Genomic DNA, 26862 nt, shown 5'->3' on the forward strand with positions numbered 1-26862 from the left:
ACCGGTTTGCGAAGCGACACGCGAGGGTGGTTCCCGCCATTGCGGACCACGTGATTCATGTCCATGACGCTGAGTATCCATCAAGGCTTGCAATCGACGACGAAGACGTCCGGACCGGTCGTCCCGGCGGCGGTTCGAGAGACTCTTCAGGGACCGCCCAAGCCCGTGGACGTACTTCATGCGCTGCGCCGCCGCTGGCTTTGGGTCGCGGTCTTGGGCACGATTTTGCCGGGAATCGCCATGTTCGTGGCCGATCGAAAGATTCCGGTGGAATATACGGCCGCGGCTTGGCTTCGCGTCTCGCTTCAGCGGCCCAAGGTCGTGTTCGAGACGCGGGACGATGATCCACTTTTGCGGCAGCGGCAGACTCAGGCGACGCTGATCACCAGCAACTTGGTTCTGAACGCAGCGCTGCGACGGGAAGGCATTGCGCAACTGCCGTTGCTTGCCGGCAAGGCCGACCCCGTGCAATGGCTGCGCCAGCAGATCCGCGTTCGCTTCCCCGGGGAGGCCGACATCCTGGAAATCTCCATGAAAGGGGAGGACCCGCGGCAAATCAAGGAGATCGTCAACGCCGTCAAGGACGCCTACATGGAGCAGGTGGTGAACGTCGATCGAGAATTCGTCCTCCGCCGCAAGAACCTGCTTCAGCAAAGCTACGAGCGCACGTTGGAGTTGGTGAAGAACCGGTCCGCCCGGTACGAGGAACTGGCCAATGCGGTGGGTAGCAGCGATTCGGAGGTGGTGCGGCGCAAGGCCATCACGGCCCTGGAGACGCTGGCCGATCATCGCCGCCGCGTGAACGAGATTCGCCGGCAAATCGGCGGGCTGGATCGCAAGGTGGCGGTGCTGCAATCCCGGCTGGAATTGCTGGAAAAAGAGCGGCCCGAAAGTACGGAGGAGGAACGCCGCGCCCGGGATGAGGCGGTGATCAAACAGATTGTGGAGGCGGGTTTATCGGCCGATCCGTGGCTGACCGCCGCCGCGCAACGCAAAAGTCTCATCGAGTCGCAACTGTTCGAGGAACGGCAGCGCGTGGTGCCGGGGACCGAGGCCCCCACGGTGCGGCGACTGACCGAGGAATTGCGTTCGTTGGAGGCCGCCGTGGCCCAACGCCGGGCCGAGTTGGAACCGGCCTTGACCCAATACGCCCGCGAACAATTGGAAAAGGGACGCACCGGATTGCCTCCCACCGAGGCGGAACGCTTGCAAAGCGAAATCGCCGCCGCCGAGCTGGAAAAGGCCGTCCTCGAGGACGAGTTGAAACTGGCCTTGGAACAGTTCGAGAAAGAGGCGGCCGACGCCGAACGCTTCGGCAAATACTCGGCCGACTTGGAGGCGGAGCGGGGAGAACTGGAGCGGCTCAAGGCCATCGCGGATCGCACGGGCGACGAGTTGGAACGCTGGAACGTGGAATTGGAGGCCCCTCCGCGCGTCGTGGAATTCGAACCGGCCGACGTCCCCCGCGTGAACAACCTGCAAGACAAGCAGCGGTTGGTCTTGTTCATCGGGCTGACGACCTTGGCCGGGGTGGTGATCGTGGTGGTCTTGGGCGATTATCTGCTGCGGCCCGTCAGTTCCACGTCGCAGTTGGCTTACGGATTGGGGCTTCCCGTCATCGGCAACCTGCCGCTCTTGCGGCGGCGGTGGCTGCCCAATGTTTCTCGCAACGGCACCATTCCCGCCGACGTTCGAGCGGTCTTGACGGAGTCCGTGGATCAGATTCGCACCACGTTGTTGCACCGGGCCAAACAGGACGGCCTGAAGGTGGTCTTGGTGACCAGCGCCTTGGCTCAAGAGGGCAAGACGACCGTGGCGGCCCAATTGGCCCTGAGTTTGGCACGAGCAGGGCGAAGGACCGTTCTGGTGGACGGAGATATTCGCCGTCCGCGCGTCCATCGGATTTTCGGCCGGAGGTTGGGTCCGGGATTGAGCGAGTGGGTTCGCGGCGAGGCGGCCCTCCCGGATGTCATCCAACAAACGGAATTCGAGATGCTCCAAGTGGTGACCGCCGGTCACGGCGACGCCGCCGCCTTGGAGGGAATCGCCCAAGGCAAGGCCGACGAATTATTTCGCCGACTCCGCGACAACTTCGACCTGGCGATCGTCGATACCAGCCCGCTTCTCACCACCGCGGATGCTTTAGTGCTGGCGCGACTCGCCGACGCCGTCTTGCTCTCGGTTCTTCAGGACGGCAGTCGCCTTGCCCGGGTGTACGAGGCCGCGCAAAAACTCCGCGCCGTAGACATGCCGCTTTTGGGCGTGGTGGTGCACGGTTCGCATTTTCGCCGATATCGCTCGTACTATCGCCGTTACACGATCGATGTGGCGTCTCAACCCTCGAGCAAGGCCTGACGCACGCCGCGACGGAAAGTGTGCGGTTGCGGGTGAAATCGCGGGGATCGCACGATGGCAGGAACACTCGGGTTGGGGAGGCGAGCAGTCGTACCGGGGTTGACGGCGGGCGCCATCGTCGTGTGCGCCCTTGTAGAGGGATATTGGTCGGGACGCTGGACCGATCATTCCGGGGATCTTCCGCCGGGCTTTGTGGAGGCCGTCCGATCTCTGCCGCTGGAGACGCGGTCTTGGCAAGGCCGGAATGCCGGGCCCATCGACCCCCGTGTCCTCGAAATCAGCGGGGCATCCGTCATCGTCTCGGCCTCGTATCGCAACCGGACGACGGCGGACGACGCAACCGTCTTCCTGGTGGGCGGATGGTCGCGCGACGTCGCGGTGCACACGCCGGACGCCTGCTATCCCGGGGCGGGCTTCACCATGGAGGGACGGCCATACCCCTTTCTCATCGAATACGCAGCACCGGAAGGCGGCGCGCCTCGAACCGCCGAATTCACCACCGCCGTTTTTTCCAAAGCGGAACCGACCGGCACGGTGCGACTGCGGGTATTTTGGGCCTGGCAGGACGGATCGGGTTGGAAATCGCCGCCGATGCCGCGATGGACTTATGGCGGACGGAGACCCCTGGTCAAGGCCTATTTCGTCGCGGAATCGCCGGCCGGGACGTTAGCGCACCAAGGCCCCGCCGCGGCGCTCGCCCGGGAACTGCTGCCCGATTTGGACGCCGTCTTGACGCCGGTGCTGGAGGCCGAAGGCGGAAACCCGCCGCGAACCGCCGAGTAGGAACGATCCCTCCGGCGCAGCCCAAAGGTCCGGTGATAGGACCAAGAGTCGACGGCACGCGATCGCAAACCGCTCAGACGGCGGCCGGTTGCTCCAACGCGGCCTTGGCCTGCTCCACAATGCGATCGAAGCCCTCGGGATCGGAGACGGCCAACTCGGCCAGCGTCTTGCGATCCAAGTCGATGTGGGCCTTTTTCAGGCCGTCGATGAAGCGACTGTACAACATGCCCCGCTGGCGAACGGCGGCACTGATCCGGACGATCCACAGACGGCGGAATTCGCGTTTGCGGACGCGGCGGTCGCGAAAAGCATAGACGCCGGCGCGGACCAACGTCTCCTTGACGGTTCGGACCAGCTTCCTCCTGCCGCCCACGAAACCCTTGGCGCGGCGGAAAAGGCGTTTGAGATTCTTACGTCTTGTGGAACTCGTCTTAGTACGCATGGCAACACCTTCTTAAGTACGAGAACAAGGCCCCTCTTCTTCGCGAAGAGGCGTTTCCAGCCCGCTCGCCGTTCACACCTCCCTCAACAAGGAGGACGCGGCCCGCTCCGGAACCGATCGCGGCGTGCGATCGTCGGGCGGATTTCAGCCGTTAGGTAGCATTTGCAGGATGCGCGGCGTTTCCGCTTCGTCCAGCACGTCGGTGCCGCGACGATTCCGCTTGGTCTTTTGATCTTTCCGCGTCGCCAAGTGACTGGTGCCCGCCGTGCGGTGCTTCACCTTGCCGTTCGCGGTGATCTTGAATCGTTTCTTAACGGCTTTCTTGGTCTTCTGTTTGTATTTTTTGACGGCCATTCCAATCGGTTCCGTAATGAAGGTGGAGCGTATCCGCCGCAAAGCCGCAATATTGCTTCGCTCGAACCGCGTCCGAGCGGAAAAATTCGCACGAAACGCCGCCCGGGCGCGAAGGTTCGCGCCGAATTCGCGCGAAGGAAACCCAGATTATAGCCGCTCCCCTAGCGGTTGGGAAGGCGACAGCCTGCCGCTTGCCCGACGAAAAAGGCGCAAGGCGACGGATCGCCCTTGCCGAACCGCACGCGATCGAAAAATCTCCGATCCCTCGCAAGGAGGGAGGATTCTGAGTGAGGCGTTTGAATGCCGTGCAGGTGGGGTTACTTGGGCACGAACGTGCAAATCAGGCGGCGACTTTGGCGACTGATTCCGCCTTCGACTTTGCCCAATTCCGCGAGCCGCTCAATGATATAGTTGAGGACCTTTTCCCCCTCGTCGATGTGGGCCAACTCTCGACCGCGGAAGATAACCGAGACTTGGACTTTGTCTCGATCTCCAAGGAACTCTTTCGCGCGGTTGATTTTGACGTTGAGGTCGGCCTCGCCGGTGCCCGGCCGCACGCGGATCTCCTTGAGCTTCATCTGCTGGGCCTGTGTCTTTTGGGCCCGTTTCTTTTGCAGATACTTGAACTTGCCGAAGTCAAGGATGCGGCAAACCGGCGGTTGTTCGTTGGGAGCGACTTCGACGAGGTCCAGGCCTGCTTCGCGGGCGGCGGACAAGGCCTGATCCCGCGAAACGATGCCCAATTGCTCGCCTTCCACTCCGATCAACCGCACTTGAGGACTGCGGATCCGCTCATTGACGCGATAATTCTTCTCCTCGATTGTCGTACTCCTCATTACCGAACAAGATCTCCGGAACCCAGTGATACCTTAACCCGTCGCTCCGGCACGCGCCGAAGACTTTCCGCTCAGTCATTCGTGCCCCGTTGGGGTGAGAGAACCACTCCGCCCGAACACAAAGGCATCGGCCCCAACATGCTCCGCGTTTTTTCCCATCGGCAGCCGTCGCGGCAAACTGTACGGTTCCTCGCGATGGCGCCGATTTTTGCTAGAGTATTGTTCAAGTCGCCCTGGAAGTCAACAGACCGTCGCGGAAAAGCGGCACCGCAGACGGGCCCGTGTACGCGAAAGGGGACGCAAATGCGCGGCGTAAGCCTGGGCATGCGACGTCAGGGCTTTTTTCGGGGCAAAAGTCGCGATCGGGCTTCGTGGAGCAGTTGCTCGATCAAGGACTCGACGGGCACGGCGCCCAGGTCTCCTTCGTGCCGCGATCGCAAGGCGACCGTGCCGTTTTCCTGCTCGCGCCCGCCGATGACGGCCATGTAGGGCACCAGTTCCAACTGGGCGTCGCGGATTTTGGCGCCGACCTTCTCTGCGCGGTAATCTCCGCTGACGCGCAACCCCGCCTCGCGCAGTCGCCCCTCCACGCTGCGACCGTATTCCTCGAACTTTTCGCTGACCGTCACGACGCGAATCTGTTCCGGCGAGAGCCAGAGGGGAAATGCCCCGGCGAAGTGCTCGATCAAAATGCCCGTGAAACGCTCCAACGAGCCGAAGGGAGCGCGGTGGATCATTACGGGACGGTGCGGGCGGTTGTCGGGCCCGATGTACTCCAAATTGAAACGTTCGGCGCTGGGAAGGTTGTAGTCGAGTTGCACCGTGCCCAACTGCCATTCTCGGCCGATGCAGTCGGAGACGATGAAATCGGCTTTGGGACCGTAAAAGGCCGCCTCGCCGGGGGCCGTCTCCAGATTCGGCAGATTCATGGATCGGCAGACCTCGATCAGCGCGGTTTCGGCTCGCTGCCAGACTTCGGGGTCGCCCACGTACTTGTCGCTCGCCGGATCGCGGAGGCTCAGCCGCACGCGATATTCTTCGAAGCCCAGCGTTTGCAGCACGAACTGCGTCATCTCGATGCAGGCACGAAACTCTTGCGGCACCTGTTCTTCGGTACAGAAGATATGGGCGTCGTCTTGGGTGAATCCCCGCACCCGGGTCATGCCCGTCAACTCTCCCGACTGTTCGAAACGATAGACCGTCCCGAACTCGGCCAATCGCAGGGGCAGTTCCTTGTAACTGCGGGGCCGGGATTGGTAGATCATAATGTGGTGCGGGCAATTCATGGGCTTGAGCAGATAGCGGTCGCCCTCGGCCATTTGAATGGGTGGGAATTGGCTGTCTGCATAGTAGGGGTAGTGACCCGACGTTTGGTAAAGCTCGACCCGCCCGATGTGTGGCGTATAAACGGCCTGGTAGCCTCGCCGCATCAATTCCTCGTAGAGGAAGTTCTCCAATTCACGGCGAAGGATGGCGCCCTTGGGCAACCATAGAATCAGCCCGGAACCCACCGTCGGCTCGATGGCGAACAGTTCCAATCGCTTGCCGAGCACGCGATGGTCGCGCTTTTTGGCCTCGGCCAACCGGTCGAGGTACTGCCGCATTTCGTCTTGCGAGAACCACGCCGTGGCGTACAGGCGTTGGAGTTGCGGGCGCGATGCGTCGCCCCGCCAATACGCGCCTGCCACCGACAGCAGTTTGAAGGCCTTGATCCAACCGGCGGAGGGCACGTGCGGCCCCTCGCACAGGTCGAGAAACTCGCCCTGCCGGTAAAAAGAGACCGTCGCCTCGTTCTTCAGCCCATCCTGCAAATGCTCGACCTTGAACGGTTGGTCGAGTTCGCGGCAGATTTCCACGGCCTTTTCGCGGGGAACTTCGAGGCGTTCGAACGGTTCATCCAGTTCGGCCAACCGGGCCATTTCGGCCTCGATGTTGGGGAAGTCCTCCTCGGTAAGGCTGCGCGGAAGGAGAAAATCGTAATAGAACCCGTTCTCGACCGGGGGGCCGAAGGCCAGTTTGGTGCCGGGGAAAAGTCGCATGACCGCGCGGGCCATCAGGTGCGCGGCCGAGTGTCTCATCAACTCCAGGACCTCGGCGTCGCGTTGCGTAAGCAGACGAAACGCGACGCGTCCGTCCTCCGGCAGATAGGTCAACAAATCGGTCAAGCGGTCGTCGAGTTTGGCCGCTAGGGCAGTCTTGCTCCACCGCGGTCCCAGGTCGCCCAAAACGTCCAGTCCGCGGACCCGACGATCGAACCGCAACGATTTTCCATCCGGCAAAATTAGTTCCAGCATGCGAATCCTTCTTTCCCCGCACGGGCCGCAAACGCCACCCGGACGCTCGCGACCGCGAACCTTAACAGTATCGAATATTTGGCGCGAAAAGAAAAGATTGCCCGGAGCGGTTGGACCGGGTCATGCGGAAAAATTGTCCATGTTCAACGGCGGCGAACGCCGAGCGGGCGGGGCGGTCTCTGTGGCGAGAGCTTTACGCTCCGCTTGGTTGCCCAGCGCGTAGAGACTGATGTCGTAGAAACCGACGTTGGCGAGGGGCGGCTTCGACGTGATGTACAAACCCGGCCGACGGCACGAGTTGATCCGTATGATGAACCAGGTCATGCCGTGGCGGGAAATCGCGATCACGAGGTGACCGACCGATAATCCGAGCGACAGAGAAGACATATAGCCCTCGTAAACCTCGCGCATCCGCCATTTCGGGCCGGAAACAAGACCGAGATACACGAGCCGCCGAAGTCGCGGACGTTGTTCAGGGGTTCCCCACCTGTTGGCGGATACAATAGCGGAAAAACTTTCAGCGTAGATGCTGGCGCGATATCTTGTATGTTTTCGTCGCGTGCTTTGGCAGGAGTCGCCATTTTTGAAGCGACAAAATAGATGCTTTTCTGCGCCGACGGTGTTAAACTGAATTGGTCATACGGCGAACGGTGCGGCCAGTGAATGTCGGGAGGTTCCCGTCTTCCGAAAGCCGGGCGGCCGAAGCATCGGAAAAGGAGCTATCGAGCTTCGGATGCATTCACTGCGGTTGTTTGTCGGGTCGTGCGACCCGATCCGCGGATCAGCTCATTCGTTTATCTCTTTCTCAAGGAGTTGCGCCATGCGCAGCAGAACATGCTCCTTACGTCGCTTCGCCGGGGAGACTCGTGGTTTTACCCTGGTGGAACTACTGGTGGTGATCGCCATCATCGGGATCTTGATCGCTCTACTCTTGCCAGCGGTCCAAGCCGCCCGAGAAGCAGCGCGAAGGTCTCAGTGCACCAACAATTTGAAGCAGTTGGGATTGGCCCTGCAAAACTATCACGACATCAGCCTCGTGTTTCCGTATCGCAAGGGCGGGACGAGCGGCGGTTGGCCCGGTTTCACGGGCAATTGGGATGGAAACGGCAACCGGAAGTCCGGATTCATTCCCATCCTGCCGTTCATCGAACAGCGGGCGCTGTACGATCAGATCGCGGCGGGCGATCCGACCGGCGCGACCAACGGCGGCACTCCCGTGGCCCCGCACGGCCCCCGAGGCTGGCAGGGCTGGTCCGTTTGGAACGACGCCCCCGACGCGTTGCTTTGCCCTTCCGACAACGGCTATCCCGACAAACGCGGGCGGTACAACAGTTATGGTTTCAGTATCGGCGATCAGATCGAGAATATCCGCGATGCCCAGGATGTCCGGGGAATGTTTGCGTACGCTCGATGCTACAGCATGGCGGACGTCACAGACGGGACGAGCAACACGATCGCCATGAGCGAGCGGTTGTGCAGCAACGGTACGCCCAACGCCGAGTACCCCGTTTCCGTGAGTGCCCGGCAAGTGGAGCATACTCGGGCGATCGCTTCGCCGGTGGGCGGCCTGCGAGCAACCCCCCAGGTTTGCTTGAACACGACGGACGGAAAGTATTACGTGGCCGGGACGACGGTGCAAGGCAATCGTTGGGGTAATTCGTGGACGGACGGTCAGCCGATGTACGTGGGGATTACGACGGTGCTGGCGCCGAACTCACCCTCCTGCGCCGAGGATAATGCCCGATATGGCGACGGCGTGCACTTGGCGCTTCCGCCCGTTAGCCGACATCCCGGGGGTGTCAATTGCGTCTTCGTGGACGGATCCGTGCGATTCATCAGCAGCACGATTGACACGGGCAATTTGGCGGCGGGCGTGACACAGCCTATGAGCGGCCCGAGCCTGTACGGCGTTTGGGGCGCGCTCGGCTCCAAGTCCGGCGGCGAAACGTACAGCAATCAGTAATGACACAACGAGTTTAGAGCCACCAGCGTGAGCTGGTGGTGACACAATGATATTAGAATTAGAGCCACCAGCGTGAGTTGGTGGTGGAGTTCGATCGCCCCCAACCTAGGCCGATCGTGCCGATATCCTTGAGCCTCCGGCGTAAGTCGGAGGTGTTTTTTGCGCCCCGGCGTAGATCACGGGGGCACCACCAGCTTACGCTGGTGGCTCCAAATTATTTTCACACGTGCGCCGCCATCTAACGCTGGTGGCTCGAGTAATCGCGATTTTTCGAGAGCCGCTAGCGTCAGCTAGCGCTGTCTTCCTAACCCAGCGGCTACTACCGCCGGCGCCGGAAACGCCACCACCAGCTTACGCTGGTGGCTCCAAGTCGTTTTCACATTCCCACCGCCGGCTGCTCTGGATGGTTCCTGCTGCGCGTTGCGGGCGGGTCGACTTTGGCGTTACCGCGGCGTACATTAGAGGTGTTTTCATCAGCCGCCGACTTCGGTCGGCGGTGTCGTTTTTACGCAACGCCCCGCCGGATGGTGCCCTAATCGAGGAATCCTCGTGTCGATTTTGGAAACGCTCGGGATCGCGGTCGCCTTGTCTCTCGACGCTCTGGCCGTCTCGATTGCCGCCGGGATGCAGATCGCCGGACTCACCGGTCGTCACGTTTTTCGCATCGCGTTCCACTTCGGGCTGTTCCAATTCCTGATGCCGCTGGTGGGATGGGCGATCGGCTCCCAATTGGCCGTCTATTTCGCTAGCGCCGACCATTGGCTCGCGTTCGGGTTGCTGCTTGCATTGGGCCTGAAGATGATTCGCGAAGCCTTTCGGCGCGACGGTGCCTCCGCCGCAAAGGATCCTACCCGAGGCTGGTCGCTGGTCGTGCTGTCCGTGGCCACGAGCTTGGATGCCTTGGCGATCGGGTTGACGCTGGCCTTGCTCGAGGTAGCCGTACTCGGGCCTGCTTTGACCATCGGCCTGGTGGCTGGGACGCTGAGCATGATCGGAATCCGTTTCGGGGCGTATCTTCGCGGACAGTGGTCGCGGTGGGCCGAAGTTGCCGGAGGCCTCGTGCTGATCGGGATCGGTTGCCGCATCTTGATCGAGCATCTTTGAGTTCCCTTGCCCTTCAGGCCTTATTCCACGAGGTTCCAGGCGATTCCGGCGTTCGGGAAAACCGGACCGAAAAAAAAGAGGATCCGTCTCGCAAATGCCCGAACACCGCGCGGTCTTGGGATGGTACAATGGCCGTCGGGACATTTCTTTGCGAGCGGATGCCCGCCCGACCGTTTCCCGCCGCTGGATACTGCCTTTCCCACCGATCCGCCAACCCAGATAGCCGATGAGGAGGTTGCGATGCGTGTTTTCTCCAAAAGAGTCTTGCCGGTATTGAGCCTGTTTCTCGCCGTGGCGGTGGCAGGGCTTTGCCGAGGCGAGGACGTGGCCGCGCCCGGCGGCGAGTATCGCTGGAGCGTCCGTGCCTTCGGTGCCAAAGGGGACGCCGAAACCGACGACACCGCCGCGTTTCAGGCCGCTCTCGATACGGCGGGCCGGGAGGGCGGGGGTATCGTGGAGGTCCCCGCCGGAAAGTATCGCATCAACGGCACGCTGAGCATTCCCGCGCACGTCACTTTGCAAGGCGTGTTCCGCACGCCCCCCACCAGTTTTCGGCGCAACATGACCGCGGGCGGAACGGTGCTGTTGGCCTATGCGGGCAGGGGTGAACCGGACGGACCGGCGTTTCTCCGACTGGCGGGCAGCAATTCCAGCGTGGCGGGGTTGGTCGTCTTCTATCCCGAATGGCGGCGGGAGGACATTCCGCCCATCCCCTATCCGCCCTGCATTCTGGCGCAGGATGTGGAAAATACGGCGATTCAAGATTGCCTCTTGGTCAACCCCTACGAAGGGATCCGCTTGATCCGCGCCGCTCGCCACTTGGTACGGAACGTGGGCGGCTACCCCATTTGGCGCGGGCTGTACGTGGACGAATGCTACGACATCGGTCGGGTCGAGAACGTCCACTATTGGCCTTTCAATGTGGCCTATCGACCGGACGATCCGTACTGCCTGTGGATCAACACGCAGGGCACCGCCTTCGAATTTGCCAGAACCGATTGGCAGTACGTGTTCAACACGTTTTGCTTCGGTTACGGGGCGGGGTACAAGTTCTCCCAAGACAAGCACGGCGGGGCCAACGGCAACTTCTTGGGAATCGGTGCGGACTGCTGCACGCGGGCCGTGCTCGTCGAGGCCATTCAACCTTGGGGCGTGCTCATCACCAACGGCGAATTCGTCGGCCGGTGGCAAAGTCGGGATTCGGTGACGATCGAGGTACAACCGGGTGCCCGCGGCAAGATCAGCCTTTCCAATTGCTCGTTTTGGGGACCGATCGAGCGTTGCATTTGGATGCGTGCCCCCGAGGGCTGGTTCAGTGCCGATAATTGCCACTTTTCCGACTTCGATGTGGGCGGCGAGGGCTTTCCCGCCCTCCAACTCGACGCCGGTCGGACGATCGTACAGGGGTGCTCGTTTGCGCGATCCGGATTGCATGTCCGGGTGGGACCGGAAGTCGTCTCCGCCATCGTTATGGGAAACCAAGCCGAGGGCGGTTTGCGCGTGGAGAACGCCGCCGGACGCCGCACGCAGGTCGGCTTGAACGAACAAGACCCCATCGAATGGACCCCGGAAGCCTTGTCCGCCTATCGCGTTCAGATAGGGGCCTCGTACGACGGTCGGTATGTGGAGAAGTGCTTCGGTCCGGAAAAGGCCGGGCGACCGTTTCGCTGGACGGGGGAACAGGCCGTCCTCAAGTTGCCCGCCTTGCCGGGAAAAAAGTATCGCCTGATCGTTGAGGCTCAAATTCCGCCCAAGGCCCAATCGGAGACGGCGGGTTTGTATCTCGGCGAAACGCGTATCGCTCCGCTGGCGCCGGTCATGACGGCCGAGTTGCCCGCAGATTCAGGCGACTCGCGTCGCGTTGAGATTCGCTGCCAAGGTTGGGTGCCGCGGCGGCACGATCCGAATTCTCGCGACGACCGAACCCTGGGGATTCAACTCCAAAGCGTCCTCATGCTGGCGGAGGACGTTTGGCCTTCGGTCGAGTCGGACAAGTCGCCCGAGAAACTTTTCGACGCCAACACCGGCAAATGGCTGAGCCAAGAGCCGAAAGCCGAATGACGGCTTGAGCGGCGAGGGGATGCCTTTCGCCCGTGCGTGCGACGCGCACCTCATTGACATTCCCGTATTTGACCGTCGCCGGTTTGCGACCTAGCCTTTCCAATAGGAGGCGACGGAAGGTCCTCGTCCGTCGGCGATCCGTGCGATCGCCGCACATGCGGACGGAGGGATGACGCCGATGCCATCGCGCGGCCCAAGGATCGAGACGGGCGGGAACGGCACCGCCCGGGGGCGCTTGGCGCCCTTCCTAAGCTGTTGCCGTCGCGGTGAGACGCTTGCGCCTTCCGCAACGGGCCTTTTCCGCGCCGAGCATTCGGACCGCCGATCCTTGCCGCCAACCGGAACGAGATGGCACCGCATGAGCCAACAGCAATCCTCGGCCGATAATCCGACCCCCTTGCTCGCGACCGTGGCGGAAGCGGTCACCGAGTTCTCGCTTGCGGACACGACCCAAAGCGCGGTCGCGTCGGGCATCGCTTGGCAGTCGGAAACGTTCGCGGGCCGGGACACATCCGGCGCAACGGCGGTCGAGGCAGGGCCGACAGTCGCGACGGCGGGGGACGAAGACGCGGCGACGGCCGCTTGGCTGAAACAGCGGTTGGGGGCGGCGGCAGCCTTGTTCGCGGCCCTGAAGGTGCGGCACGCTCCCACGGCGAGGCATGCGCTGCGCGTGGCCATGATCTGCTCGGCTTGGGCCGATCATCGAACCATGCGGGATACCGATCGGATTCGGTTGGAGGCGGCGGCCTTGCTGCACGACGTGGGCATGATCGGATTGCCCGACCAAATTCTGCTCAAACCCGGTCCGCTGACCGCCGAAGAGGCCTTTTACGTCGATCGAGCGCGGCACATGACGCTCGATATCATGAGTCGCATCACGAGCGATGCCGTAATCCTGGCCGCCATGGATCACGTGCCGGCGTGGTTTGACGGCAGTCGGCCCGGCTATACCCTGCGCGGTCGATCCATCCCCTTGATCGCGCGGATGATCTCGGTGGCCGAGGCCTATGACGCCATGACCACGGATCACATCTACCGCTCGGCGATGAGCGTGGAGCGGGCGGTGGCTGAGTTGTATCACTACGCGGGCACGCAGTTCGACCCCGATTTGGTGGCGGAATTCGCCGCCCACGATTGGTCGGCCTTCACGGGCACGATCGGCGGGGGCGAAGGGAGTTGGCTCAAGTCGATCGATCCCCACTTGGCGGAAAGCCTTTGGGAGACCCCCGCGACTTCGCCCGCCATGGTCCCGCCGGAATTGGAGACCGTCTTTCAGCACCGCCTCTTGTCGCACATGCACGACGGCGTGGCCTTTTTCGACGCCCAACGAAAGATCCTCCAGTGGAACCACGGCATGGAGCGATTGACCGGTATCGCGGCGGACGGCGTTCGCTCCCGACTGTGGAACCCCGGCATTGTGGGCTTGCGGAACGAGCGCGGCAACCTGATCGACGACGAGACCTGTCCGGTCGTGACCGCCATCCGCTACGGCATGCAAAACCTGCGGCGGTTGACGATCCGCGGTCGCAACGGGGCGGCCATCCCGGTGGATTGCCACGTCGTCCCCGTCGTGCTGCAAGGCGGTACGATCGTCGGGGCCGTCATGGTCATGCATGACGCCTCGCCCGAAATCAACCTCGAGCAACGGGTCGAGACGCTCAAGGAAAAAGTCAACAAAGACCCGATGACGCAATTGGCGAATCGGGCCGAGTTCGACCGCATGCTGGCCTTTTTCGTCGAACAATATCGGCGGCATCACACCCCGTTCAGCCTGATCCTCTCCGACCTGGACCGTTTCAAGCAGATCAACGACGTGCACGGGCATCAGGCGGGCGACGACGCGATCCGCAGTTTCGCCTCCATTTTGAGCGGGCAGTGCCGGGCGGGAGATCTGGTCGCGCGTTACGGCGGAGAGGAGTTCGCCGTGATTTGCGCCGGCTGCGACGTCGCAGCCGCCGCGCGCCGCGCCGAACAATTGCGGCGGCTGTTGGCCGGAACCATGCAACCGCGAATGGGAGGGCGACCCGTCACCGCCAGTTTCGGCGTCACCGAAATCCAACCCGGCGACACCCCCGAAACCGTCCTCCGCCGCGCTGACCGCGCCTTGCTGGAGGCCAAGGCCAAGGGACGCAACACCGTGGTGCAATTGGGAACCGGCAACAGCGGAGAATCGAGTCGGCCCCGATCGTCCTTTTGGCCGTGGCGGCGCGAGTCCGTGCAATTGGCCGTCAGTCGCGTCTTCTATACCGACGTGCCGCCCAATCTTGCCCTGGAAAAGCTCCGCGGATTCATTGCCGATCATCAGGCCCGCGTCACCCGCGTCGAACGGAATCGCATGGACATCGAAATCGAGGACCGTCGCGTGTATCGGCAGCGGCGACGGAGCGACCGCCCGGCTTGCTTCTCCCTGGAGATCATTTTGGACGAGGAGCGACCTCGCGAAGCAAGCCAGGGAGCCACGCGGACGCGACTACAGGTCCATGCCACATTGGTTCGCTATCGCGATCGGCGCCGACGCGACTTGGCCGAACGACTGCACGACCTGCTGGAGAGCTTTCGCTCGTACATGATGGTCACCGAGGAGGCGTCGGTCCGGCCCAACATTCTGGTCCGCGCCGTCTCCGTGGCCCGGCATTGGTTGAAGAAGCAATGATGGGCCGGCCAAGACCGGCCGCGTCAGAGCCTCGCCGTAAGTCCGGGCAAGCATAGCCGGGAAACGATCAACGGGGTTCTCCCAAGGCCTCCACGTCGCGGCGCATACGGGCCAGCGTCGCCTCGTCGAGTCGCAAGTCCCCGGCGCCCGCGTTTTCCACCGCATGCGCGGACTTTCTCGCTCCCACCAGGGCCACGGTTATACCGGGTTGGGCGATCGTCCAGGCAAGCACCAGTTGTCCCAGCGTACAGCGATAGGCGTCGCACAGGTCGCGCCACCCCTCCAGCATCTCGAGCACGCGGCGGCGATTCTCCGGTTTGAACCAAGGAATCATGTTTCGATATTCACCGGGCGAAAACGTGTCATTCATGCCGATTCGACCGGTGAGCAGGCCCTGCTCCAAGGGAGAATAGACCAGCGTCGCGATTTCATGGCGGACGCAGTACGGTAACAGGTCGCGCTCGATCCGGCGATCCAACATACTGTATCGCGGTTGGCACACGTCCAGTCGCCCGACCGCGCGGTATTCGTCCATCTGTTCGCACGTCACGTTGGAGACCCCGATGGCGCGAATCTTCCCCTGACGCTGCAAATCCAAAAGGCAGGCCATCGTATCAGCGATGGGAGTCGCCTCGGGGGGAATCGCCGGCCAGTGCGTCTGGTACACGTCGATGCAATCGACACCCAATCGGCGGAGACTGCCCTCGATTTCCTCCCGGATGGTGTCCGGGCGGAGGGAGCGGTGGATCGAGCGGCCCTCCAAAGAAAAGAAAGGCGTGCCCCGCGGATCGTCCCAAATCAGCCCGCACTTTGTGGCCAAAATGACTTGGTCGCGGCGTCCGCGAATCGCCTTGCCGACCAGTTCCTCCGATAATCCGAAACCGTAGGCAGGAGCGGTGTCGATCAAATTGACGCCCGCGTCAATGGATGCCTGGATGGCGCGGACGGCCTCTGCTTCGTCCGTCGGTCCCCACCACGGGCCTCCTCCGACGGCCCAAGTCCCCAAGCCGATGGCGGAGGCCTTCAGTCCCGACCCTCCCAGCGCGCGATATTCCATGACGCCCTCCCTAAAACAAGGTTGCAGATGCGATCGGATCGTCATTGTACGCGACCATCCTCCGCCGCGACAACCGAGCCCGCCCGTCCTGGCAGACCCGAATAGAAATGACCCCTTGCATCGTGCACGGTCCTATGGTCGGAGGACCGAGCGAATCGGGCGATTCCGCTTCGGACTCGCTTCGTCGTCGTCCGCTTCGCTGCCCGATTCGGCAGTTCCTTGAACGCCTCGCAAGGGGCATTTCTATTCGCGAGAATCAGGAGATATTTCTATTCGTGGGTAACACACCGCTGCGGGCAATCTTTTCTTTTCTCGTCACATATTCGAGGAACCTCTGCGCAACAACCGTCTGACAACATAATACGGCCATAATTGGGAGCCAAGATAGAAACGCCTCGACATTAGGACGGTGATCATGGCGAGGAAGGACAGTTCATCGCAGCGCAGTTTGGCGACGGGCGGCTTCGATGGGATGCGCAAAACGCCCCGACGACAGAAATCCCTACGGATGATGGACAAGGTCGCGGTTTCGGGGGATATTCAAGAACCTCCGGTATGCGTTGGTGGTGGCGAGCGTCGTGAATATCTGCCTTCACCCTCGGGCGATCCTGCGGAGTATGACCTTGCCCGGCGCGGGATAGAGCGCTGATACTGCGCGCTCACGCGGCGACGGACCGATAAAACGGGCGATATAGAAAACATATAGACCTTATAAACCCCGCTCATCCGCCCTTTTTAACCGAAAGCACAACCGAGATACTCGAGTCGCCGAAGTCGCGGAGGTTGTTCAGGGGTTCCCTTAATCAAAGCTCTGCTCGGCAAGCGGCTCGGAGATGGGGCCGTCCTGGCCGACATGCGTGCCCGGGTTGGCATGGAATCCGCCGGAGAGAAAGAGCTGTACAATTTCCGTCCGGAGATTTGCAAAGGTCGGGGAGAAGCATCAAAATATAGCCGCAGAGCCGAGATCCGAGCGCTAGCCGAGACCCTCAAGCAAGCGACCGTCCCGCCGGGCGGAAAGACCGACAAGCCGAAGTCCGTTTTCAGCCTTACCGAACCTCGAGGAAAGAATCATGTCTGCAAACTCCTTCACTCCCGCCGTCTGCCGCGCAAACCGTCTAACCCGGGGCAATATCTCCCGTAGGTTGGGCACCGCTGGTCGAATGCGACGTCTTTCGCTCGTGCCGGCCCTTTTTTGCGTGCCGGTGCTAGCCTTGAGCAGTTTCGGCGGCGTCCTTGCCGAGAACGCTCCCCCTGCGAACCCGCCGGCGGTCGAGAAGGCCGACGGCAAGGCTGCCGAAAAGCCGCAAGACGGCAAGGAAAGTAAGAAACCGTCCCCCTACGAATGGCGAGACCTCTTCGACGGCAAGGCTCTGGACGACTGGAAGGCCCCGCAATTCGGCGGCGAAGGCAACGTCCGCGTCCAAGACGGCGCCATCATCTTGGAACGGGGCGACACGATGACCGGCGTCACCTATACGGGCAAGGATCTCCCCAAGACGAACTACGAGATCGAATGGGTCGCCAAACGGACCGACGGCATCGATTTCTTCGCCACCGCCACGTTTCCCGTCGGCGAGAGTTTTTGCAGTTTCGTGACGGGCGGGTGGGGCGGCACCATCGTGGGGCTTTCCTCCATCAATTTCTACGACGCTTCCGACAACGAGACCACGCAGTTCAAAGTCTTCAAGGACAATCAGTGGTACAAGTTCCGCGTCCGCGTGACCGACGCCAAGATCGAGGGCTGGATCGACGGCGAAAAGGTCGTCGATTTCGTGATCGGCAAGAACAAGATTTCGACCCGATTCGAGGTCGAACTGTGCAAACCGCTGGGGTTCTCGAGTTGGTGTTCGACGGGCGTGATCAAGAGCGTCCGGTTGCGGCAATTGACGCCCGACGAGGTGAAGGCCATTGAAGAGGACGCCAAAAGTCGGCCTTACTGAAACGCCTCAGCAGGCGTTGGGGGAGGGCTACCGCTTTCCGGTCTTGCCCAGATAATCCGACAAGGGCAAACGGCGAAACTCGTCCGCCGCGCGGTCGGCCTCGGCGGTACGCCGCAACATCTCGGGTTTCGGCGGTTCGTACCATACGTGATCGCTGCGTATGACGGCGCGGCGCTGCGGCAGCCAGTCGATCAGGTTCTTAGGAGCGGGTGTCAGTTCCACCGATCGAGGCAAGACTCCTTGGCTCTCCAAGACTGCGTTGACCTCCAACCTAGCCAGCGGATTGGGCGAACCGGGATGCAGGAGCAAGTTGAGTCGACACAGCCAGTCGGATGTCCGCCAATAGACGCCGGCCAAGGTTGGGTCCGCGCGGAAGGTCTGTATCCGATAGGTCAACCGCGGCGAGCCAAACTCGAACGTACCCGAGGCGCCGTCATGGGTGATTGCGAACTCCGGTCGGGCGAAGAAACGAAAGTCCCGGTCCTCATGGTCGGCCAGGCGTTGCCGCAGTCGCTCGGTAAACATTCCCAAGGTTGCGAAATCGATCTCGGCCTGCGTTCGTTGGCCGGGGTTGAGCAGGCGGACGCGCTTGGCCGCGGCGTCTACGATCGTGATCTCAGACGGATCGGCCAGAAAATCGTAGGCCTTTTCGCCCACGACGACCGTGAGACTTTCACTCAGCGGGCGATCGCCGTTTCCGGCGTAGACCCGGCTTTCGACGGCGAAATCCCCGGCACGAACGGTGGCGGTGGTGATCACCGCCGCCACCGCCAGGCCGAGCCAAGTTCCCAAACAAAAGGCGTTCATGCCGGAGGAAGCCTCGTATCTTGTTGCCGGGACAAAACAACCGGCCACCCAAACCGGGCCGCATTCCGCCCGGTGGGCCGGACACCCCTATGAATTCCGTCTTTGCCGCGAAGGTTAGCAAAATCGGCGGGTCGTTCAAGGCGAAAATCTTGAGACGGTAACCCATATCGGCGGGCGACTTCCGGGCTGCTTCCGTCCCGGCGGGCTCTTGACCGGATTGCCCGGCGAACACGGCAAGTCTTTTCGTTGCCATGATTGCCGAAGCGACTTATAGTGGAGGTTTACCCTCCCGCAGATGGGAGGACCTAGCCCGTAAGATCGGCTGCGGCATTCCTGGAACCATGGATTCGTCCGCCGCAGCGATTCCAGTGCAACCCCCTATTGAGGTGGTATCCGCGGAGTATTCAGGCTGCAACTCGTCGAATTTTGGCAGATATGAACCGTTCCCGCGCCGCCCGCGTAAAAGCCGCGCTATCTACTCCGTATTTCGGGATGAGGTGAAAGCCATGTCTCAAGTCACTATGGATTCGGCTAGCGCCGAACGCTCGGAACCTTCAGGCCGAGGCGTGGTCATCGAGACCCGCGGCCTGTCGAAGTTCTACCGCGACTTTTGGGGTCGCAAAAAGGTTCAAGCCTTGAAGGCCCTGGACTTGCAAATCTACCGCGGCGAGGTGTTCGGTCTGTTGGGACCGAACGGTTCCGGCAAGACGACCACGATGAAGTTGCTGCTGGGACTCTTGTTTCCGACGGGAGGGGACGTGTTCGTGTTTGGCCGCCCCGCCACGGATGTCGCCAAGAACGAGCGGATCGGCTACCTGCCCGAAGAATCCTATCTTTACCGCTTCTTGAATGCGGAGGAGACGCTGGATTTTTACGGTCGGCTGTTCAACATGCCGCGCAGTGTGCGACGGCAGCGGGTCTCCGACTTGATCGAGATGGTGGGCTTGACCTGGGCCAAGCGGCGTCCCTTGAAAGAGTACTCCAAGGGTATGACCCGGCGGATCGGTCTGGCCCAAGCCCTGATCAACGATCCGGAACTGATCCTGCTGGATGAACCGACCTCCGGGTTGGACCCTATTGGGACCCGCGAGATGAAAGACCTGATTCTCAAGCTGCGAGATCAGGGCAAGACCGTCGTCATGTGCAGCCACCTGCTGGCCGACGTGCAGGACGTCTGCGACCGCATCGGCATTTTGTACCAGGGTGAGTTGAAAGAGTTGGGTCGGGTCGACCAGTTGGTCACTCTGAAAGATGTGACGGAGATCCGCGTGCCGCGACTGAGTCCGCAGGCCGAACAGGAATTGAAAGCGGTCTTGGACCGGCACCAAGTACCGATTCTGGAGTGGGGAAACCCGTCCACCACGCTGGAAGATTTGTTCCTCCGCATTATTCGCGAGAGCGAAGCCCACCCCGGTTTGCGCGTGCATGGGAGAGGTGACGGGAATGCCGATCGAAACTAATATCCCGGAACTGAAAACGTGGTTGTTGCCCAGTTTGGGAGTTTGGGCCGTCGCCCTGGCGGGCCTGGCGATCGCGCTTTTCGTGGTGGGCTGGATTTGGGCCTTGCTCCACGGAGGCGTCGCCGGGAATCTCAGACTCTTCGGCCCGCTCACCGGGCGCTATCTCCTCCGAACTTGGGCCGCGCTGGCGGACCTCGTCCTCATCAGTCCCCGGCGCGTAACCGCCCTGGCATGGTTGGGCGTTAAGGAGGCCATCCGCCGCCGCGTGATCCTGGTGTTCGTGATCTTCCTGGGCATCCTGCTGATGGCGGGTTGGTTCCTCGATCCGGCCTCCGACAACCCGGCCAAGCTGTACCTCAACTTTGTGATGGGTACCAGCGACTACCTGATTCTGCTCTTGATGTTGCTGGTCACGGTGTTCAGCCTTCCCAACGACATCCAAAAGAAGACCATCTATACCGTGCTGACCAAGCCGGTTCGGCCCAGCGAGATCATTCTCGGCCGGATTCTCGGCTTTACCGTGGTGGGAACGGTTTTGGTGGCGGGGATGGGCCTGATCAGCTACGCCTTCGTGGTCCGCGGCTTGGCTCATACGCATCAAATCGACGCCGCGACGCTCCGTCCGCTGGGCGATCCCGTCCCCCAACCGGACGGCACAACCAAGACGCTGCAACAAGGTTGGACCTCCAAGGTCCACGGGCACCGGCATCGCGTCTTCATCGACTTGCAAGGTCAAGCGCGACTCGACATGGAACAGGGGCACACCCATGCCGCCAAGGCCGTGCCGGGCGAAGACGGAAGCTTCGTCTTGGGCGGTCCCGAGGGACTCCTTACCGCCCGTGTGCCCAAATACGGCGATCTCGTGTTCCGCAACCGGCAGGGCTTCGACGAAGCCAAGGGCATCAGCGTCGGGGACGAATGGACCTACCGCAGTTATATCGAGGGCGGGTCCGAGGCCGCGGCCATCTGGACCTTCAGCGGCATGAGGGCGTCCGATTTTCCCGGCGACGCCATCCCCGTGGAAATGAACATCGGCGTCTTCCGCACCCACAAGGGCGACATGCAGCGGGGAATCTTGGGCAGCCTGTTGGTCCGCAATCCGGACACCGGCGTGATGGTCGAGTTGGAGGTCTTCGAATCGAAGGAGTTTTCCATCCTCCAGCTTCAAATCCCGAAGAAAATCGAGCGATTCGCGTCCGCTCGGTTCATGCAGCGGCGTACTCGGTCGCCCAACGGTTCCATCGTCTTCTCGCCCCAACAACCGCCTGAAGAGGACCCCGGCAAGAAGAAAGAATTCGATCTATTTCGCGATTTGGTGACGCCGGACGGCCGCCTGGAAGTCTGGCTGCAATGCCTGGAGGGCGGGCAGTACTTCGGCATGGCCAAACCCGACCTCTACCTCCGCGTCGGCGACGGCACGTTCTTCATGAACATGATGAAGGGCTACGCGGGGACGTGGTGCCAAATGGTCATGGTGATCGCCTTCGGCGTGATGCTCAGTACGTTCCTTTCCGCCCCGGTGGCCATGGTGGCGACGTTGGGCATCCTGATCGGCGGTTTGGCCCACACGTTCCTCACCCAAGTTGCCGTGGGGCAGATTTTCGAGGGCGTGGAGACCCCGTACCAAGCCGGACCGATCGAATCCCTGGTGCGGCTTGTGACGCAAACCGGCGTGATGGAGGAATTGCCGAAGACGCTGGCGAACGACGTGATGCGGGCGGTGGATACCGGATTTCGGCTTTGGCTGGAGTCGATGGCCTACGCCATTCCGCCGCTTTCCCAAATGAGTTTCGTCGGTTTCGTGATGAACGGTTTCAACGTCAGCGGCGAACTGCTGCTGATCGATCTGTTGCGAGTGTTGGGTTATTTCCTTCCGGTATTCATCTTGGGCCACTTCTTCCTCAAATCGCGTGAGGTGGCGGCATGACGTGGCGTCAGGTTTTTCTGCGCAAGATCGGTTATTTGGCGGGCATCGCCGTGCTGCTGGGCCTGCTGGCTTGGCTGGGCACGCCGCCCGCTCCTTCCGTCGATCGCGAGAAGTCATCGCCCGGCGGACTGCTGGCGCAGGTCCGCGACAAGGCCGGCCTCACGCCTTCGCAATTGGGTGAACTGGACCCCGGCGGCGAGGCCGTGCAATTGGCGACGCTGGGCATGCGCGGCGTCGCCGTCCATATCCTGTGGACTAAGGCCGAGAATTACAAGAAGAAGAAGGATTGGACCAACCTCTCCGCCTCCCTGGAGCAGATGGCCAAGCTGGAACCGCATTTCATCACGGTTTGGCGGCATCAAGCCTGGAATCTCTCCTACAACGTTTCCGTCGAGTTCGACGATTACCGCGAACGCTTTCGCTGGATCCTCCGCGGCATCGAATTTCTTAAGACCGGCATCCGCTACAATCAGCGCGAACCTTTGCTGTACGGAGATACGGCTTGGATCTATTCCCAGAAGATCGGTCGGGCCGACGAAGTCAAGCTCTTCCGCCGACTCTTCATGGATCCCAACGATCCCTACGAAATTCACGGCGGTCGGCCTCCGCGGGACAACTGGCTGGTCGGCAAGGACTGGTACGCCGAGGCGGAAAAGCTCGTCGATGAAGGGGCGATCTTGCGAACCACGCCGCTGATCTTCTTCTCCCATCGACCGATGTGCCAGATGAATTACTCGGACGCCATCGAAAAGGAGGGGACCTTCGGCGACGCCGCCATGCAAGCGTGGGAAACGGCCTTGCGCGAGTTCCGCGACGAGTTCGGTCGCCGCGAACTGCCCAGCGGTTACGACTTCGCGCCGTTCATCCGCTTGGAAGAGGAGGAACGCATTCGCGGGGAGATCGAGGAATTGGCCCGGCAAATCGACGCCTTGCAACCCGGCCTGCGCGAGGAGATGCTGGCCGAGCGTCGTAAGGATCTGACGCCGGAGGAGTTGAAAGCGGTCATGACGCCGGTCGATCAGCGGACGCCCTTGCAGCGTCAAATCGCGGCGGCCATGCAATTGACCAAGCTGCGCATGACGCACGAGCAGGTCGCCCGCCGCATCCGCGATCCCGAGAAACGCAAGGAGGCGATGGAATTGGCCAAGAAGGCCGTGGCCCTGGAACGCACCGCCGACGCCATCTCGCACAATCGCAACATCGTCAATTACGCCTATTGGCGGCGGCACGCCGAAGTGGAGCAGACGCCGGACGCCGTGGCCGCGCGCGAACTGATGTACCGTTCCGAAGAGGCCTATCAGCGCAACGATCACATCACGGCCCAGGAACTGTTCTACGAAGCGGCACGGAAGTGGCGTGAGGTGCTGGAAAAGAACCCCGACTTGCAGTACGACGACAACGTCGTCAACGACTTGGCGGACTTCATCAACCGTTACATGAAGATTCTGGACCAACTGGATACCGTGTTTCCGCCCGATTTCGCGCTGCAAAGCCTGGTGCGGCGTTACGTCCGCAACCTCAGCGCCCACGAAACGCTCACGCGCCTGGTGGATCGGGCCAAGGAAGCGGTGGACAAACGCGATTACGCCGCGGCCCGACGCGACCTGGAAGAGGCCTTCCGCGAATGGAGCAACGTCCTGGATCGCACGGCGAGTCTGAAGTTGCTCTCCGATCGGGAAACCGTGCAAGAGATCATGGACATGACCGCCCTCTACGATCAGGTCTTGCAAGAGTTGAACGACACGTTCCCGGGCCAGATGGCGGTGGCGGACGTGATTCGCATCCAAATCGCGCAGTCGCCGCAAATGAAGCGGATCAAGCAGGACCTGGCGCAGGCCAACTATCTACTGCTACAAAGCACGGCGCCGGCCCAACTCCAGGCCGCGCGCAAACTGTTTGAGGACGCCCTGCCCTTGGCGGCGGAAATCCTTCAGCAGTACCCGCACCTGATGCGCCTCTCCGAACGCAAGACGGTGCAGGAATTGCTGGAATTGCACGAGAACTACCGGCGCTTGCTGGCGACCTTGAACGAACCGTTGCCCGAGGGCTATCCGCTCCGCGACTTCGCGGACAAGGTGGTCCCGCTGCTTCGGCGAGAATCGTCCGAGTCCGCGAATCCGAGCGGGGGATCGTAACCCGACACGCGGAATCGGTCGAATGCGTTTCACGAGACGGGAGGCGAATCATGAGCTCGACGACAACGAGAATGGATCGCCGCTGGGCGGTCGCGGCGGTCGCTCTGGCTTTAGGCTGGACGCTGATTCCGTCTCCGCAAATCGCCTTGGGGCAGGCAACGCAAGAGAAGGCCGGCAAGCACGTGGTGTTTTTGGCGGGCGGACCCAGTCACGGGTTCGGTAGCCACGAGCATCGCCCGGGTTGCTTGTTGCTGGCCAAGAAACTTTCCGAGGCCCTACCCGAGGTTACCACCGCCGTCTATTCCCTCTGGCCGGATGATCCCGCCGCCTTGGCCAAGGCCGACGCCATCGTCGTCTTCGCCGATGGGGGAGGCGGCAACCTGATCCAGCGTCGCTTGAAAGAACTGGAACCGATCGTAGAGCGTCCCGTCGGCCTGGTGGTGCTGCATTACGCGCTCGACCTGCCGGATTCCGCCGCTCGAGAAAAGATGAAGCAGTGGATCGGCGGTTACTATGAGACCTTTTGGTCGGTGAACCCGCACTGGCGGGCGGAGTTTCGGGAATTACCCGACCACCCGGTCACGCGGGGCGTTCGGCCCTTCGCCATCGACGACGAGTGGTATTACCACATGCGATTCGCGGACGAGATGCGCGGCGTCACGCCGATCTTGACCGCCGTCCCCCCCGATGCCACGCGGAAAGGTCCGGACGGTCCTCACAGCGGCAACCCCGCCGTCCGCGAGCGACTGGGAATGCCCGAGCACGTCGCTTGGGCTTACGAGCGCCCCGGCGGCGGACGCGGCTTCGGGTTTACGGGCGGGCACTGGCACTGGAATTGGGCCCACGACGATTATCGCACCTTGGTGCTCAACGCCATTGCCTGGGTAGCCGGTATCGAAGTCCCGCCGGAAGGATTGCGGACCGCGACGCCTACCCTGGACGAACTGCTCGAAAACCTCGACGAGCCGATTCCCGATAACTTCGATCGCGAAGCGATTGAGCGACGCATCCGATCTTGGGGGAACCCCTAACATCGCATGCGGCCCCATCTCCCGGCGTAATTGCACCCACGGAAGGAACCGCGCGGTGCGTCGCTTCGTCGGCGCCCGGGGAACCCCATCCACGCGCCGCGCGATGTTCCGGTGCGCGTCAGGTGAACGCCGATCGGACTTCGGGCTTGTTTAGAACCACCATCGCCCAAATGCCCATCCCCAACCCGAGCGGCCAACAACAGGAAAAGCATGGGATCATGGCCAGGATGGCGCCGGTGACGGCCAGGCCGCGCATCTTGGCTTGCAGCATCATGATCGCTCCGAAGAGCGTCACCAGGTTCGTGATGCCGGCGAAAAGAATGATGCCGATCACGGCCTTGGCGCCGAATTGATAGCCCGCCACATAGGAAGGATCGGCGTCCGGCGGAGGGGGCGGCACATCCAAACCTCCCACGGCGAAACGGGCCAGGATGATCAGCAGATTGATCCCGGCCGCGACGATGAGGCCGATCGCCGGCCCTATCAGTTTCGATTTCGCCGCCGCGGCAAACGGAGAGGAATAGGCCGTCGGGCGAGGTGCCTGCCCGAACGTCGGCGGCATGGCCGGGCTGGGAGGAAAGGGCGAACCGGACCCCGCGGCACCGGTCCCGGGAACGAATCCCCCCATGCCGGATTGTTGCGGCCAGGGTCCGGTGCCCGGCGCTCCCCCGGTCTGTCCCTCGCCGCTCAGTCCGAACACGCCTTCGTCCCAAACACTGGAGGGACCGGCCTCGCCGGGCGTTTCCGCGGCAGGCGCTTCGATCACGAACACGCTTTGACACGCCGGGCACTTGCCCTTCTTTCCGATGCTGGTCTCGGGCACCTGCAAGAGCTTGCCGCATTGGGGACAAGAAAGTTTCATACCTCGGCTCCCGCTATCAAGAGAATGAACGAAGGCACCGCACCGCCCGAGCCTCGACTCTGCCCGGACGCCGAGCCGAACAGACGGTCATTTTACAGCCAAGCGAGTATTCCTTACGGAACATCCTCGCATCAGGTGAACGAACGGCGTACCGCGGGATCACTCAGCACGATGATGGCCCAAATGCCCATCCCCAGTCCCAAGGGCCAGCAGGAACTGAAGCAAGGAATCATTTGCAGGATGGCGGCAGCCATGGCAAAGCCGTGGGACCGCAGTTTCTTCATTCCCACCGCACCCATGATGCTGATGATGTTGACCACAATCGCCACCAAACCCATGGTGCCGTAAATCGCCACCATCACGATCATGACGGCCATCGCCTCTTGGGGGTCGCCTCCCATGTCCTCCTGCATCGGCAGGAGGAATCCCAGCACCGAGTAGAAAGCTACGATCCCGATCCACAAGATGATGTTCAAGATGGCGCACACGATGAGTCCGGTAGCGGGACCGGCAACGCGATCCCGAGCCATGCGGCGTTGGAATTCGAGATCGTGGGCGCCGAACGGAACAAAGCCGCCCGCCGCGGCGCCTCCGCTCGGCACGAAGCCCGAACCCAAAATCTCGGCCTGCTCGCTGGAACCTTCACCGCCGGTCGCCTGTGCAGGACCGCCCGGCACCGTGCTCAGCCCGCCGCAAGCGGGGCAGCGGGCTTTTCGGCCTTCGCTGCCGTCGGGCACCCGTAACGTCTGACCGCAATGCGAACATGCGAAATCCATGGGAAGCTTCCCGTGTCTCTCT

At 61.9% G+C, this 26862-nt stretch carries 21 protein-coding genes; 12 read left to right on the forward strand and 9 right to left on the reverse strand.

Going from position 1 to position 26862, the window contains the following annotated elements; genetic code table 11:
- Positions 1-63 precede the first annotated feature (63 nt).
- On the forward strand, positions 64-2355 hold the full coding sequence (locus tag ACYQ6J_RS17120; RefSeq protein WP_460185413.1) for a polysaccharide biosynthesis tyrosine autokinase: 2292 nt from the start codon (positions 64-66) through the stop codon (positions 2353-2355).
- Positions 2356-2409: 54 nt separating this feature from the next.
- Entirely contained in the window at positions 2410-3138 is a 729-nt protein-coding gene (locus ACYQ6J_RS17125; protein ID WP_460185414.1) for an exosortase-associated EpsI family protein, read from the forward strand.
- Between the two features lie 73 nt (positions 3139-3211).
- Here the strand turns inward: ACYQ6J_RS17125 and rplT are convergent, their stop codons facing one another.
- From rplT to ACYQ6J_RS17150, 5 genes are all read right to left on the reverse strand, one after another.
- Entirely contained in the window at positions 3212-3580 is a 369-nt protein-coding gene (gene rplT / locus ACYQ6J_RS17130; RefSeq protein WP_460185415.1) for a 50S ribosomal protein L20, read from the reverse strand.
- Between the two features lie 144 nt (positions 3581-3724).
- Positions 3725-3934 (reverse strand): 50S ribosomal protein L35, encoded by a 210-nt coding sequence (gene rpmI, locus ACYQ6J_RS17135; protein ID WP_460185416.1) that lies wholly within the window; start codon positions 3932-3934, stop codon positions 3725-3727.
- A gap of 317 nt (positions 3935-4251) precedes the next feature.
- Positions 4252-4770 carry a translation initiation factor IF-3 gene (gene infC / locus ACYQ6J_RS17140; protein ID WP_460185417.1) on the reverse strand — a complete coding sequence of 173 codons (519 nt, stop codon included), beginning with the start codon at positions 4768-4770 and terminating at the stop codon, positions 4252-4254.
- Positions 4771-5102: 332 nt separating this feature from the next.
- A complete protein-coding gene (gene thrS, locus ACYQ6J_RS17145; protein ID WP_460185418.1) occupies positions 5103-7064 on the reverse strand; it encodes a threonine--tRNA ligase in 1962 nt (653 codons plus the stop codon).
- 120 nt (positions 7065-7184) lie between these two features.
- Positions 7185-7475 (reverse strand): hypothetical protein, encoded by a 291-nt coding sequence (locus tag ACYQ6J_RS17150; RefSeq protein ID WP_460185419.1) that lies wholly within the window; start codon positions 7473-7475, stop codon positions 7185-7187.
- A 409-nt stretch (positions 7476-7884) separates the two neighbouring features.
- On the opposite strand from ACYQ6J_RS17150, the gene ACYQ6J_RS17155 reads away from it, so the two are divergent.
- The 4 genes from ACYQ6J_RS17155 to ACYQ6J_RS17170 all read left to right on the forward strand — a co-directional run bounded on the left by ACYQ6J_RS17155 (position 7885) and on the right by ACYQ6J_RS17170 (position 14845).
- Positions 7885-9027 (forward strand): DUF1559 domain-containing protein, encoded by a 1143-nt coding sequence (locus tag ACYQ6J_RS17155; protein WP_460185420.1) that lies wholly within the window; start codon positions 7885-7887, stop codon positions 9025-9027.
- 549 nt (positions 9028-9576) lie between these two features.
- Positions 9577-10131 (forward strand): manganese efflux pump MntP, encoded by a 555-nt coding sequence (locus ACYQ6J_RS17160; RefSeq protein WP_460185421.1) that lies wholly within the window; start codon positions 9577-9579, stop codon positions 10129-10131.
- Positions 10132-10371: 240 nt separating this feature from the next.
- Entirely contained in the window at positions 10372-12192 is a 1821-nt protein-coding gene (locus tag ACYQ6J_RS17165) for a glycosyl hydrolase family 28-related protein (protein WP_460185422.1), read from the forward strand.
- A gap of 358 nt (positions 12193-12550) precedes the next feature.
- Positions 12551-14845: a diguanylate cyclase gene (locus ACYQ6J_RS17170; protein WP_460185423.1), complete on the forward strand. Its 2295-nt coding sequence runs from the start codon at positions 12551-12553 to the stop codon at positions 14843-14845.
- A gap of 67 nt (positions 14846-14912) precedes the next feature.
- Here ACYQ6J_RS17170 and ACYQ6J_RS17175 read toward each other — a convergent pair whose 3' ends face one another.
- Positions 14913-15902: an aldo/keto reductase gene (locus ACYQ6J_RS17175; protein WP_460185424.1), complete on the reverse strand. Its 990-nt coding sequence runs from the start codon at positions 15900-15902 to the stop codon at positions 14913-14915.
- 415 nt (positions 15903-16317) lie between these two features.
- Here ACYQ6J_RS17175 and ACYQ6J_RS17180 point away from each other — a divergent pair, with 415 nt between their 5' ends.
- Positions 16318-16551 (forward strand): hypothetical protein, encoded by a 234-nt coding sequence (locus ACYQ6J_RS17180; RefSeq protein ID WP_460185425.1) that lies wholly within the window; start codon positions 16318-16320, stop codon positions 16549-16551.
- 511 nt (positions 16552-17062) lie between these two features.
- Complete coding sequence (locus ACYQ6J_RS17185) at positions 17063-17842, forward strand: 3-keto-disaccharide hydrolase (protein WP_460185426.1); 780 nt, start codon at positions 17063-17065, stop codon at positions 17840-17842.
- 27 nt (positions 17843-17869) lie between these two features.
- Here the strand turns inward: ACYQ6J_RS17185 and ACYQ6J_RS17190 are convergent, their stop codons facing one another.
- Positions 17870-18649, reverse strand: a complete 780-nt coding sequence (locus ACYQ6J_RS17190; protein WP_460185427.1) for a hypothetical protein — start codon at positions 18647-18649, stop codon at positions 17870-17872.
- 506 nt (positions 18650-19155) lie between these two features.
- On the opposite strand from ACYQ6J_RS17190, the gene ACYQ6J_RS17195 reads away from it, so the two are divergent.
- Genes ACYQ6J_RS17195 through ACYQ6J_RS17210 form a run of 4 tightly spaced genes read left to right on the forward strand, consistent with a single transcriptional unit; the run spans position 19156 to position 25202 of the window.
- Positions 19156-20109, forward strand: coding sequence for an ABC transporter ATP-binding protein (locus tag ACYQ6J_RS17195; RefSeq protein ID WP_460185428.1), 954 nt, complete (start codon positions 19156-19158; stop codon positions 20107-20109).
- Positions 20093-22036, forward strand: coding sequence for an ABC transporter permease (locus ACYQ6J_RS17200; RefSeq protein ID WP_460185429.1), 1944 nt, complete (start codon positions 20093-20095; stop codon positions 22034-22036). The genes ACYQ6J_RS17195 and ACYQ6J_RS17200 overlap by 17 nt, the downstream gene beginning before the upstream one ends.
- On the forward strand, positions 22033-24171 hold the full coding sequence (locus ACYQ6J_RS17205) for a hypothetical protein (protein WP_460185430.1): 2139 nt from the start codon (positions 22033-22035) through the stop codon (positions 24169-24171). Before ACYQ6J_RS17200 ends, ACYQ6J_RS17205 begins: the two co-directional genes overlap by 4 nt.
- Positions 24172-24221: 50 nt before the next feature.
- Entirely contained in the window at positions 24222-25202 is a 981-nt protein-coding gene (locus ACYQ6J_RS17210) for a ThuA domain-containing protein (protein WP_460185431.1), read from the forward strand.
- A 118-nt stretch (positions 25203-25320) separates the two neighbouring features.
- Here ACYQ6J_RS17210 and ACYQ6J_RS17215 read toward each other — a convergent pair whose 3' ends face one another.
- Both ACYQ6J_RS17215 and ACYQ6J_RS17220 read right to left on the reverse strand, forming a co-directional pair.
- Positions 25321-26064, reverse strand: coding sequence for a zinc ribbon domain-containing protein (locus tag ACYQ6J_RS17215; RefSeq protein ID WP_460185432.1), 744 nt, complete (start codon positions 26062-26064; stop codon positions 25321-25323).
- Between the two features lie 131 nt (positions 26065-26195).
- Positions 26196-26840, reverse strand: a complete 645-nt coding sequence (locus ACYQ6J_RS17220) for a zinc ribbon domain-containing protein (RefSeq protein ID WP_460185433.1) — start codon at positions 26838-26840, stop codon at positions 26196-26198.
- Positions 26841-26862 lie beyond the last annotated feature (22 nt).

It is taken from the genome of Thermopirellula anaerolimosa, assembly GCF_054657335.1.